11 protein-coding genes are annotated in these 12,489 nt (G+C 63.0%); all 11 read left to right on the forward strand.

What is annotated here, in order from left to right; translation table 11 throughout:
* The first annotated feature begins 5 nt into the window (after positions 1-5).
* Positions 6-608, forward strand: coding sequence for an NADH-quinone oxidoreductase subunit C (locus tag LGN17_RS23825; RefSeq protein WP_006478264.1), 603 nt, complete (start codon positions 6-8; stop codon positions 606-608).
* 9 nt (positions 609-617) lie between these two features.
* Positions 618-1,871, forward strand: a complete 1,254-nt coding sequence (locus LGN17_RS23830; RefSeq protein WP_009694120.1) for an NADH-quinone oxidoreductase subunit D — start codon at positions 618-620, stop codon at positions 1,869-1,871.
* Positions 1,872-2,043: 172 nt separating this feature from the next.
* Positions 2,044-2,529: an NADH-quinone oxidoreductase subunit NuoE gene (nuoE, locus tag LGN17_RS23835; protein WP_175951137.1), complete on the forward strand. Its 486-nt coding sequence runs from the start codon at positions 2,044-2,046 to the stop codon at positions 2,527-2,529.
* Complete coding sequence (gene nuoF, locus LGN17_RS23840) at positions 2,526-3,836, forward strand: NADH-quinone oxidoreductase subunit NuoF (protein WP_006478267.1); 1,311 nt, start codon at positions 2,526-2,528, stop codon at positions 3,834-3,836. Before nuoE ends, nuoF begins: the two co-directional genes overlap by 4 nt.
* Before the next feature lie 82 nt (positions 3,837-3,918).
* Positions 3,919-6,249: an NADH-quinone oxidoreductase subunit NuoG gene (gene nuoG / locus LGN17_RS23845; RefSeq protein WP_226198853.1), complete on the forward strand. Its 2,331-nt coding sequence runs from the start codon at positions 3,919-3,921 to the stop codon at positions 6,247-6,249.
* Positions 6,250-7,317, forward strand: a complete 1,068-nt coding sequence (gene nuoH / locus LGN17_RS23850) for an NADH-quinone oxidoreductase subunit NuoH (RefSeq protein ID WP_226198854.1) — start codon at positions 6,250-6,252, stop codon at positions 7,315-7,317.
* 12 nt (positions 7,318-7,329) lie between these two features.
* Complete coding sequence (nuoI, locus tag LGN17_RS23855; protein WP_085042061.1) at positions 7,330-7,818, forward strand: NADH-quinone oxidoreductase subunit NuoI; 489 nt, start codon at positions 7,330-7,332, stop codon at positions 7,816-7,818.
* 112 nt (positions 7,819-7,930) lie between these two features.
* Positions 7,931-8,581 carry an NADH-quinone oxidoreductase subunit J gene (locus LGN17_RS23860; RefSeq protein ID WP_069747466.1) on the forward strand — a complete coding sequence of 217 codons (651 nt, stop codon included), beginning with the start codon at positions 7,931-7,933 and terminating at the stop codon, positions 8,579-8,581.
* An 18-nt stretch (positions 8,582-8,599) separates the two neighbouring features.
* Positions 8,600-8,905 carry an NADH-quinone oxidoreductase subunit NuoK gene (nuoK, locus tag LGN17_RS23865; RefSeq protein WP_006478272.1) on the forward strand — a complete coding sequence of 102 codons (306 nt, stop codon included), beginning with the start codon at positions 8,600-8,602 and terminating at the stop codon, positions 8,903-8,905.
* A 17-nt stretch (positions 8,906-8,922) separates the two neighbouring features.
* Positions 8,923-10,977, forward strand: coding sequence for an NADH-quinone oxidoreductase subunit L (nuoL, locus tag LGN17_RS23870; protein WP_226198855.1), 2,055 nt, complete (start codon positions 8,923-8,925; stop codon positions 10,975-10,977).
* A 17-nt stretch (positions 10,978-10,994) separates the two neighbouring features.
* Positions 10,995-12,485, forward strand: a complete 1,491-nt coding sequence (locus tag LGN17_RS23875; protein WP_021162817.1) for an NADH-quinone oxidoreductase subunit M — start codon at positions 10,995-10,997, stop codon at positions 12,483-12,485.
* Positions 12,486-12,489: the final 4 nt, after the last annotated feature.

Consider the following 12,489-nt stretch of genomic DNA (forward strand, 5'->3'; position numbering starts at 1 on the left):
TCAATATGGCAAGCAAAATCGAGACTCTCAAGGCAAACCTCGAAGCCGCGCTCGGCGCGCGCGTGGTGAGCCTCACCGAAGCGATCGGTGAACTGACGCTCGTCGTGAAGGCGAGCGATTACCTCGAAGTCGCAAAGACACTGCGCGACGATCCGAAGCTCCGTTTCGAGCAGCTGATCGACCTGTGCGGCGTCGACTACCAGACCTTCGGCGACGGCGCCTACGACGGCCCGCGTTTCGCGGCCGTGTCGCACCTACTGTCGGTCACGAACAACTGGCGCCTGCGCCTGCGCGCATTCGCACCGGACGACGACCTGCCGATCGTGGCATCGCTGGTCGACATCTGGACCTCCGCGAACTGGTACGAGCGCGAAGCGTTCGACCTGTACGGCATCGTGTTCGAAGGCCACCCCGACCTGCGCCGCATCCTCACCGACTACGGCTTCATCGGCCACCCGTTCCGCAAGGACTTCCCGGTGTCGGGTTATGTCGAAATGCGTTACGACCCGGAAGAGAAGCGGGTCGTGTACCAGCCGGTGACGATCGAGCCGCGCGAAATCACGCCGCGCGTGATCCGCGAGGATCGCTATGGCGGTCTGAAACATTAAGGGGGCGTCATGGCAGAAATCAAGAACTACACGCTCAACTTCGGCCCGCAGCACCCGGCAGCGCACGGCGTGCTGCGCCTCGTGCTCGAGCTCGACGGCGAAGTCATCCAGCGCGCCGATCCGCATATCGGCCTGCTGCACCGCGCGACCGAAAAGCTCGCGGAATCCAAGACGTTCATCCAGTCCGTGCCGTACATGGACCGTCTCGACTACGTGTCGATGATGGTCAACGAGCACGGCTACGTGCTCGCGATCGAAAAGCTGCTCGGCATCGACGTGCCGGAGCGTGCGCAGTACATCCGCGTGCTGTTCGACGAAATCACGCGTGTGCTGAACCACCTGATGTGGATCGGTGCGCACGCGCTCGACGTCGGCGCGATGGCCGTGTTCCTGTACGCATTCCGCGAACGCGAAGACCTGATGGACGTGTACGAAGCGGTGTCCGGCGCCCGGATGCACGCGGCGTACTACCGTCCGGGCGGCGTCTACCGCGACCTGCCTGACGCAATGCCGCAATACAAGGCGTCGAAGATTCGCAACGAGAAGGCGCTCGCGAAGATGAACGAAGCGCGCAGCGGCTCGGTGCTCGACTTCATCGACGACTTCTTCACGCGCTTCCCGAAGTGCGTCGACGAATACGAAACGCTGCTCACCGACAACCGGATCTGGAAACAGCGTCTGGTCGGGATCGGCGTGGTCAGCCCGGAACGTGCGCTGCAGATGGGCCTGACGGGCCCGATGCTGCGCGGCTCGGGCATCGCCTGGGACCTGCGCAAGAAGCAGCCGTACGAAGTGTACGATCGCTTGGATTTCGACGTGCCGGTCGGCGTGAACGGCGATTGCTACGACCGCTATCTGGTGCGTGTCGAAGAAATGCGCCAGTCGATCCGCATCGCGAAACAGTGTATTGAGTGGCTCCGCAAGAATCCGGGCCCGGTGATGACGGACAATCACAAGGTTGCACCGCCGTCGCGCGTTGGCATGAAGACCAACATGGAAGACTTGATTCACCACTTCAAGCTCTTCACCGAAGGTTTCCATGTGCCGGAAGGCGAAGCGTACGCGGCGGTCGAGCATCCGAAGGGTGAGTTCGGCATCTACCTCGTGTCGGATGGTGCGAACAAGCCGTATCGCCTCAAGATTCGCGCACCGGGTTTCGCTCACCTGGCGTCGCTCGACGAAATGGCGCGCGGTCACATGATCGCCGACGCCGTCACGATCATCGGTACGCAGGACATCGTGTTCGGCGAAATCGATCGCTAATGGTTGCGCTGCCCGCGCGAGCGGGCGGCGAGCAGTAAGTCACACGCGATGCGCGCTGAACCGGCGCGGCTTCGCAAGCTGTCAACAGAGTGAGCGCCAGGTCTGCCGTCCATGCACCCCAGTGTGCGGCAGGTTGTTCGTTCGGTAGGAATTGAAAGAGTCGTGTCTGAAAATGATCTCAGCTGAAGGCCTGAAGGAAATCGATCGAGCGTTGACGAAGTATCCCGCCGATCAGAAACAGTCCGCCGTGATGTCGGCGTTGGCCGTTGCTCAGGAAGAGCACGGCTGGCTGTCGCCCGAACTGATGCAGTTCGTTGCGGACTATCTCGGCATGCCGGCCGTTGCCGTGCAGGAAGTCGCGACGTTCTACACGATGTACGAGCTCAACCCGGTCGGCAAGCACAAGATCACGCTCTGCACGAACCTGCCGTGCCAGCTGGGTCCGGACGGTGGCGCTGAAGCGACTGCCGACTACCTGAAACAGAAGCTGGGCATCGGCTTCGGCGAGACCACGCCCGACGGCAAGTTCACGTTGAAGGAAGGCGAATGCATGGGCTCGTGCGGCGATGCACCGGTGCTGCTGGTGAACAATCACAGAATGTGCAGCTTCATGAGCCGCGACAAGATCGACCAGCTGCTTGAGGAGCTCTCGAAATGACGTCCCTCCACGACCGTCACATCAAACCGCTGATCCTCGCTGGTCTGAACGGCGAGAACTGGCATCTCGAAGATTACGTCGCGCGCGGCGGCTACAAGCAGCTGCGCCGCATTCTCGAGGAAAAGATTCCGCCCGAGCAGGTGATTGCCGACGTCAAGGCGTCGGGCCTGCGTGGCCGTGGCGGTGCAGGCTTCCCGACCGGCCTGAAGTGGAGCTTCATGCCGCGCCAGTTCCCGGGGCAGAAGTATCTCGTCTGCAACTCGGACGAAGGCGAGCCGGGCACGTTCAAGGATCGCGACATCCTGCGCTGGAACCCGCACGCGCTGATCGAAGGCATGGCCATCGGCGCGTACGCGATGGGCATCACCGTCGGCTACAACTACATCCACGGCGAAATCTTCGAAGTGTATCGACGCTTCGAAGCCGCGCTCGATGAGGCGCGCGCTGCCGGGTTCCTCGGCGACAACATCATGGGCTCGGAATTCTCGTTCCAGCTGCACGCGCACCACGGTTACGGCGCGTACATCTGCGGCGAGGAAACGGCACTGCTCGAGTCGCTCGAAGGAAAGAAGGGCCAGCCGCGCTTCAAGCCGCCGTTCCCGGCGAGCTTCGGCGTGTACGGCAAGCCCACCACGATCAACAACACCGAGACGTTCGCGGCGGTGCCGTTCCTGCTGTCCATCGGGCCGCAGAATTACCTCGAGATCGGCAAGCCGAACAACGGCGGCACGAAGATTTTCTCGGTGTCGGGCGACGTCGAGCGTCCGGGCAACTATGAAGTGCCGCTCGGCACGCCGTTCGCGACGCTGATGGAGCTTGCCGGCGGGATGCGCGGCGGCAAGAAGATCAAGGCCGTGATTCCGGGCGGTTCGTCGGCGCCGGTGATCCCGGGCGACATCATGATGCAGACGGATCTCGACTACGATTCGATCGCGAAGGCGGGCTCGATGCTCGGTTCCGGCGCGGTGATCGTGATGGACGAGACGCGCTGCATGGTGCGCTCGCTGCTGCGCCTGTCGTACTTCTACTACGAGGAATCGTGCGGCCAGTGCACGCCGTGCCGTGAAGGCACCGGCTGGCTGTATCGCGTCGTGAACCGTATCGAGCACGGCGAAGGCCGCCAGGAAGATCTGGACCTGCTGAACTCGGTTGCCGAGAACATCATGGGCCGCACGATCTGTGCACTCGGCGATGCGGCGGCGATGCCGGTACGCGGGATGCTCAAGCACTACTGGGACGAATTCGCGTACCACGTCGAGCACAAGCACTGCATGGTCGGCGGCCACGCGCACGCGGCGGCTGCCTGAAGCGAACCCGGTTGCGGAATTTGAGCGCACGGTCGGGCGAAGGCGCGAACGGGCGGAAATAGGTTAAGGACCATTCACCATCATGGTTGAACTTGAAATAGACGGCAAGAAGGTCGAGGTGCCCGAAGGCAGCATGGTGATCCAGGCTGCGCACAAGGCGGATACGTACATTCCTCACTTCTGCTATCACAAGAAACTGTCGGTTGCGGCCAACTGCCGGATGTGTCTCGTCGAAGTCGAGAAGATGCCGAAGGCCGTGCCTGCCTGCGCGACCCCCGTGTCGGCCGGCATGATCGTCCATACGCAATCCGACAAGGCCGTGAAGGCGCAGCAGTCGGTGATGGAATTCCTCCTCATCAACCACCCGCTCGACTGCCCGATCTGCGATCAGGGCGGCGAATGCCAGCTGCAGGATCTGGCGGTCGGTTACGGCAAGTCGTCGTCGCGCTACTCGGAAGAGAAGCGCGTGGTGTTCCACAAGAACGTGGGCCCGCTGATCTCGATGGAAGAAATGTCGCGCTGCATCCATTGCACGCGCTGCGTCCGCTTCGGTCAGGAAGTCGCCGGCGTGATGGAGTTCGGCATGCTGGGCCGCGGCGAGCACTCGGAAATCACGACGTTCGTCGGCAAGACGGTCGATTCCGAAATGTCGGGCAACATGATCGACCTGTGCCCGGTCGGCGCGCTGACCAGCAAGCCGTTCCGCTACAGCGCCCGTACGTGGGAACTGTCGCGCCGCAAGTCGGTGAGCCCGCACGATTCCGTCGGCGCGAACCTCGTCGTCCAAGTGAAGAACAACCGCGTGATGCGCGTGCTGCCGTTCGAGAACGAAGCCATCAACGAATGCTGGATCTCGGACAAGGATCGCTTCTCGTATGAAGGCCTCAACAGCGAAGAGCGCCTGACGAAGCCGATGCTGAAGCAGGGCGGCCAGTGGATCGAAACCGATTGGCAGACCGCACTCGAATACGTCGCGAAGGGCCTGAAGGGCATCGCCGCGGATCACGGCGCGAACGCGCTGGCGATGCTCGCGAGCGCGCACAGCACCGCTGAAGAGCTGTTCCTCGTGAAGCAGCTCGCCAACGAACTGAAGACGCCGAACGTCGACTTCCGTCTGCGTCAGCAGGATTTCTCGGCGCCGGTTCAGGGCGCACCGTGGCTCGGCATGCCGATCGCCGACCTGTCGAACGTGGACGCCGCGTTCGTCGTCGGTTCGTTCCTGCGCCGCGACCACCCGCTGTTCGCCGCCCGCCTGCGTCAGGCCGCGAAGAACGGCGCGAAGCTGCACTTCCTGCACGCGACCGGTGACGACGCACTGATCCCGACCGCGCAGCGCATCGTTGCCGCACCGTCGGCATGGCTCGACCAGCTGGCCGGTATCGCAGCGGCCGTCGCGCAACTACGCGGCGTCGCACTGCCCGACACGCTCGCGGGCGTCACGGCATCGTCGGCCGCGCAGGCTGTCGCCCAGTCGCTCGCGAACGGCGAACGCCGCGCGGTGCTGCTCGGCAACGTCGCGGTCCGCCATCCGGAATTCGCAAAGCTGCACGCCGTCGCCAAGTGGATCGCCGATAACACCGGCGCCACGTTCGGCTTCCTGACGGAAGCGGCGAACACGGTTGGCGCGCACGTCGTCGGCGCGCTGCCGGGCGAAGGCGGCCTGAACGCACGCGAAGCATTCGCGCAGCCGCGCAAGGGCTACGTGCTGCTGAACGTCGAACCGGAATTCGACACCGCAGATCCGGCACAGGCGCTTGCCGCGCTGAACCAGGCGGAAATGGTCGTCGTGATGTCGCCGTTCAAGCACGGCCTCGACTACGCCGACGTGCTGCTGCCGGTTGCGCCGTTCACGGAAACGGCCGGTACGTACGTGAATGCGGAAGGCACCGTGCAGAGCTTCAACGGCGTCGTGCGCCCGCTCGGCGACACGCGTCCGGGCTGGAAGGTGCTGCGCGTGCTCGGCAGCCTGCTCGGCCTGCCGAACTTCGAATACGAGACCGTGGAAGACGTGCGTGTCGCGGCACTCGGCGACGCCGGCGTCGCGGGCCGCCTGTCGAACCAGACGTCGGTCGCGCCGGTGCGCGTTGCGGCGAATGCCGCGAACGGCGGTTTCGAGCGCCTGGCCGATGTGCCGATCTATCACGCCGACGCACTCGTGCGCCGCGCAGGTGCGTTGCACCTGACGGCCGCCGCGAAGGCGGCGAATGCCGCAGCCCTGCCGGCCGCGCTGTTCGACAAGCTGGGCTTGAAGGAAGGCGACGCGGTGCGCGTGCGCCAGGGCGAGCGTGCGGTGCAGTTGCCGGCCGTGCGCGACGCGAATCTTGCGGAGACCGTCGTTCGCGTGTCGGCGGCGACGCCTGCCGGCGCAGCGCTCGGCAGCCTGTCCGGTGAACTGGTGGTGGAGAAGGCGTAAATGAGCTTGTTCGATACGATCAACGCGGGCGGGTCCCAGCTTCTCGGCTTCGCGTGGCCGACGGTGTGGGCAATCGTGCGCATCCTCGTCGTCTCCGTCGTCATCCTGCTGTGCGTCGCGTACCTGATTCTCTGGGAACGCAAGCTGATCGGCTGGATGCACGTGCGTCTCGGCCCGAACCGCGTCGGCCCCGGCGGCCTGCTGCAGCCGATCGCCGACGTGCTGAAGCTGCTGCTGAAGGAAGTCATTCAGCCGAGCGCCGCCAGCCGCTGGCTGTACCTGATCGCGCCGGTGATGACCGTCGTGCCGGCGTTTGCCGTGTGGGCCGTGATCCCGTTCCAGGCCGAAGCGGTCCTCGCGAACGTGAACGCGGGCCTGCTGTACGCGATGGCGATCTCGTCGATCGGCGTGTACGCGGTGATTCTCGCGGGCTGGGCGTCGAACTCGAAGTACGCGTTCCTCGGCGCGATGCGCGCCGCGGCGCAGATGGTGTCGTACGAAATCTCGATGGGCTTCGCGCTGGTGCTGGTGCTGATGACGGCCGGCAGCCTGAACCTGTCGGAAATCGTCGGTTCGCAGCAGCACGGCTTCTTCGCGGGCCACGGCGTGAACTTCCTGTCGTGGAACTGGCTGCCGCTCCTGCCCGCGTTCGTCGTGTACTTCATCTCGGGCATCGCCGAAACGAACCGCCACCCGTTCGACGTGGTGGAAGGGGAGTCGGAAATCGTTGCCGGTCACATGATCGATTACTCGGGTATGGCGTTCGCGCTGTTCTTCCTCGCCGAGTACATCAACATGATCGTGATCTCGGCACTGGCCTCCACGCTGTTCCTCGGCGGCTGGGATGCACCGTTCGAATTCCTGTCGTTCATTCCGGGCATCTTCTGGCTGGTGCTGAAGATATTCGCGCTGCTGTCGGTGTTCATCTGGGTTCGCGCGACGTTCCCGCGTTTCCGTTACGACCAGATCATGCGCTTGGGCTGGAAGGTGTTCCTGCCCGTCACGGTGATCTGGGTGGTCGTGGTCGGCTTCTGGATGATGTCGCCGCTCAACATCTGGGTGAAGTAATCGGACGAAATCATGACGGCAATCCAACACTTCTTTAAGACCTTCTTCCTGACCGAGCTCCTGCAGGGGCTCGCGCTGACCGGCCGTTACACGTTCAAGCGCAAGGTCACCGTGCAGTTCCCGGAAGAAAAGACTCCGATTTCGCCGCGTTTTCGCGGGCTGCATGCGCTGCGCCGCTACGAAAACGGCGAAGAGCGATGCATCGCGTGCAAGCTGTGCGAGGCCGTGTGCCCCGCGATGGCGATCACGATCGAGTCGGAAACGCGCGCGGACAACACGCGCCGCACGACGCGCTACGACATCGACCTGACGAAGTGCATCTTCTGCGGTTTCTGCGAAGAGAGCTGCCCGGTCGATTCGATCGTCGAGACGCAGATTCTCGAGTACCACGGCGAAAAGCGCGGCGACCTGTATTTCACGAAGGAAATGCTGCTCGCGGTGGGCGATCGCTACGAGAAGGACATCGCCGCGGCGAAGGCTGCCGACGCGCCGTATCGTTGATTGTGTTTGCAGTGCCGGCCCGAAGCCAGGGCCGAGCCGCCGCGACGGGTGCGGCACGCGAGTGCGTCCCGCAAGCCGCGCCTGACTATGGCCTAACGATGAACCGGTAATCATGGAATTCACGACCGTACTGTTCTACATCTTCGCGCTGCTCCTGGTGGTATCAGGGCTGAAGGTGATCACTTCGCGCAACCCGGTGGCGTCTGCGCTTTTCCTTGTGCTGGCGTTCTTCAACGCCGCCGCGATCTGGATGCTGCTGGAAGCGGAGTTCCTCGCGATCCTGCTGGTGCTGGTCTACGTGGGCGCCGTGATGGTGCTGTTCCTGTTCGTCGTGATGATGCTGGACATCAACATCGACTACCTGCGCCGCGACTTCAAGCGCTTCGTCCCGATGGCGACCGTGGTCGGCGCGATCATCGTGATCGAAACCGCGCTGATCCTGTGGCGCGGCTACGGTGACACGCAGACGGTGCACGCGATGGCGACGGGCGAGATGGCCAACTGGTCGAACACGCGCCTGATCGGCAAGGTGATCTACACCGACTACATCTTCGCGTTTGAAATCGCCGGCCTCGTGCTGCTGGTCGCGATCATTGCCGCAATCGGGCTGACCGAGCGCAAGGGCAAGGACAGCAAGCGCCAGCGCGTGTCGGATCAGGTCAAGGTGCGCCGCAACGATCGCGTGCGCCTCGTGAAGATGGACGCGGAAAAGCCGCAGCCGGAAACGGCGCAGAGCGAAGCCGGTTCGAGCACCAACGGCTAAGCGGAGGAAAAGAAAACCATGCTGACTCTTGCTCACTACCTCGTGCTCGGCGCGATCCTCTTTGCGATCGCGATCGTCGGGATCTTTCTGAACCGCCGCAACGTCATCATCATCCTGATGTCGATCGAGCTGATGCTGCTGGCGGTGAATACCAACTTCGTCGCGTTTTCGCACTACCTCGGCGATGTGCACGGCCAGATCTTCGTGTTCTTCGTGCTGACTGTCGCGGCAGCGGAAGCCGCGATCGGTCTTGCGATTCTGGTGACCCTGTTCCGTAAGCTCGACACGATCAATGTCGAGGATCTCGATCAGCTCAAAGGTTAATTTCAGGCAACGCTGTTATGTCAACGACACTCAATGAAAACCTGCTGCTGGCGATTCCGCTCGCTCCGCTGGCCGGCTCGCTGATTGCGGGGCTGTTCGGGAACGCAGTCGGGCGCAAGGGCGCACACCGGATCACGATCCTCGGCGTCATGATCGCGTTCCTCCTGTCGGCGAAAGTCTTCTTCGACGTGATGGGCGGCGCAAGCTTCAACGCGACCGTCTACGAATGGATGAACGTCGGCTCGCTGAAGCTCGAAATCGGCTTCCTCGTCGATTCGCTGACCGCGATGATGATGGTCGTCGTGACCTTCGTCTCGCTGATGGTGCACGTGTACACGATCGGCTACATGGCGGAAGAAGACGGCTATCAGCGCTTCTTCTCGTACATCTCGCTGTTCACGTTCTCGATGCTGATGCTCGTGATGAGCAACAACTTCCTGCAGCTGTTCTTCGGCTGGGAAGCGGTGGGTCTGGTGTCGTACCTGCTGATCGGCTTCTACTTCACGCGTGAGAGCGCGATCTACGCGAACATGAAGGCGTTCCTCGTGAACCGCGTGGGCGACTTCGGCTTCCTGCTCGGCATCGGCCTGCTGCTCGCATTCGCCGGCTCGATGAACTACGGCGAAGTGTTCGCGAAGCGCGCTGAGCTCGCGAGCCTGCACTTCCCGGGCACCGACTGGGGCCTGCTGACCGTCGCCTGTATCTGCCTGTTCATCGGCGCGATGGGTAAGTCGGCACAGTTCCCGCTGCACGTGTGGCTGCCGGACTCGATGGAAGGCCCGACCCCGATCTCCGCGCTGATTCACGCGGCGACGATGGTGACCGCCGGCATCTTCATGGTGTCGCGCATGTCGCCGCTGTTCGAGCTGTCGGATACCGCGCTGTCGTTCATCACGGTGATCGGTGCGATCACGGCGCTCTTCATGGGCTTCCTCGGTATCGTCCAGAACGACATCAAGCGCGTGGTCGCGTACTCGACGCTGTCGCAGCTCGGCTACATGACCGTCGCGCTCGGCGTGTCCGCTTACCCGGTCGCCGTGTTCCACCTGATGACGCACGCGTTCTTCAAGGCGCTGCTGTTCCTCGGCGCAGGTTCGGTCATCATGGGCATGCACCACGACCAGGACATGCGCAACATGGGCGGCCTGCGCAAGTACATGCCGATCACGTGGATCACGTCGCTCGTCGGTTCGCTCGCGCTGATCGGCACGCCGTTCTTCTCGGGCTTCTACTCGAAGGACTCGATCATCGACGCGGTGAAGCTGTCGCACCTGCCGGGTTCGGGCTTCGCATACTTCGCGGTCGTCGCGAGCGTGTTCGTCACCGCGCTGTACTCGTTCCGCATGTACTTCCTGGTGTTCCACGGCGAAGAGCGCTTCCGCAAGCCGAAGCATCCGGAATCGCCGATGGGCATGGCAGCCGCGCACGGTCATGACGACCACGGCCATGGCCACGGTCATGACGATCACGCGCACGAACCGCACGAGACCCCGTGGGTCGTGTGGGTGCCGCTGGTCCTGCTGGCGATCCCGTCGGTCATCATCGGCGCGCTCGCGATCAGCCCGATGCTGTTCGGTGACTTCTTCCAGCACGGCGTTGCATTCGACAAGGTGATCTTCATCGGCGAAAACCATCCGGCGCTCGAGGAAATGGGCCATGAATTCACCAACTGGTGGAGCATGGGCCTGCACTCGGTGTCGGGCCTGCCGGTCTGGCTCGCGCTCGCCGGTGTCGTTGTCGCCTGGTTCCTGTACCTGAAGCGTCCGGAGCTGCCGGCGTCGATCCGCCGCGCGTTCGGCCCGATCTACACGCTGCTGGACAACAAGTACTACATGGACAAGATCAACGAAGTGGTGTTCGCCCGAGGTTCGGTGGCGATCGGCCGCGGCCTGTGGAAGGAGGGTGACGTCGTGGTGATCGACGGCCTCGTCAACGGTAGCGCCCGGTTCATCGGCTGGTTCGCCGGCGTGATCCGCTTCCTCCAATCCGGTTACATCTATCACTACGCGTTCGCCATGATCATCGGCATGCTGGGGCTCCTGACCCTGTTTGTAACGCTCGGCGGCAAATAAGGCGGGGGGACAACTTAATGCACGCTTTTCCGATTCTCAGTACCGCGATCTGGCTGCCGATCGTTTTCGGCCTCCTCGTGCTTGCGGTGGGTAACGACAAAAATCCGGGGACGGCCCGCTGGATCGCGCTGATCGGTTCGCTGCTCGGCCTGGCGGTCACGATTCCGCTGATCACCGGCTTCGATTCGAGCACGGCTGCGCTGCAGTTCGTCGAGAAGTCGACCTGGATCGAGCGCTTCGACATCGCGTATCACCTCGGCGTCGACGGCATCTCGATGTGGTTCGTCGTGCTGACCGCGCTGATCACGGTGATCGTCGTGATCGCCGCATGGGAAGTGATCACCGAGAACGTCGCGCAGTACCTCGCGGCGTTCCTGATCCTGTCCGGGATCATGATCGGCGTATTCTCGGCGGCCGACGGCCTGCTGTTCTACGTGTTCTTCGAAGCGACCCTGATCCCGATGTACATCATCATCGGCGTGTGGGGCGGCCCGAACCGCGTGTATGCGGCATTCAAGTTCTTCCTGTACACGCTGGCCGGCTCGCTGCTGATGCTGGTCGCGCTGATCTACCTGTACACGGAAACGCATTCGTTCGACCTCGCGACGTGGCAGAACGCCAAGATCGCGATGACGCCGCAGATCCTGCTGTTCATCGCGTTCTTCCTTGCGTTCGCGGTGAAGGTGCCGATGTGGCCGGTCCACACCTGGCTGCCGGACGCGCACGTGGAAGCGCCGACGGGCGGCTCGGTCGTGCTGGCTGCGATCATGCTGAAGCTCGGCGCGTACGGTTTCCTGCGCTTCTCGCTGCCGATCACGCCTGACGCGAGCCACTTCCTGGCGCCCGTCGTGATCACGCTGTCGCTGATCGCGGTGATCTACATCGGCCTCGTCGCGATGGTGCAGGCCGACATGAAGAAGCTGGTCGCGTATTCGTCGATCGCGCACATGGGCTTCGTCACGCTCGGCTTCTTCATCTTCAACCAGCTCGGCGTCGAAGGCGCGATCATCCAGATGATCTCGCACGGCTTCGTGTCGGGCGCGATGTTCCTCTGCATCGGCGTGCTGTACGACCGCGTGCACTCGCGTCAGATCGCCGACTACGGTGGCGTCGTCAACGTGATGCCGAAGTTTGCGGCTTTCGCGATGCTGTTCTCGATGGCCAACTGCGGCCTGCCGGGTACGTCGGGTTTCGTCGGCGAGTTCATGGTGATTCTCGCGGCCGTCCAGTACAACTTCTGGATCGCATTCGGCGCGGCATTCACGCTGATCCTCGGCGCTGCCTACACGCTGTGGATGTACAAGCGCGTGTACTTCGGCGCGGTCGCGAACGATCACGTCGCCAAGCTGAAGGACATCGGCCGTCGCGAATTCCTGATGCTGGCCGTGCTCGCCGCGTTCACGCTGCTGATGGGCCTTTATCCGAAGCCTTTCACCGACGTGATGCACGTTTCCGTGGAAAACCTCCTCTCCCATGTCGCGCAGTCCAAGCTGCCGCTGGCGCAGTAATCGC

The organism is Burkholderia sp. AU30280, assembly GCF_020420125.1.
Taxonomy (GTDB): domain Bacteria; phylum Pseudomonadota; class Gammaproteobacteria; order Burkholderiales; family Burkholderiaceae; genus Burkholderia.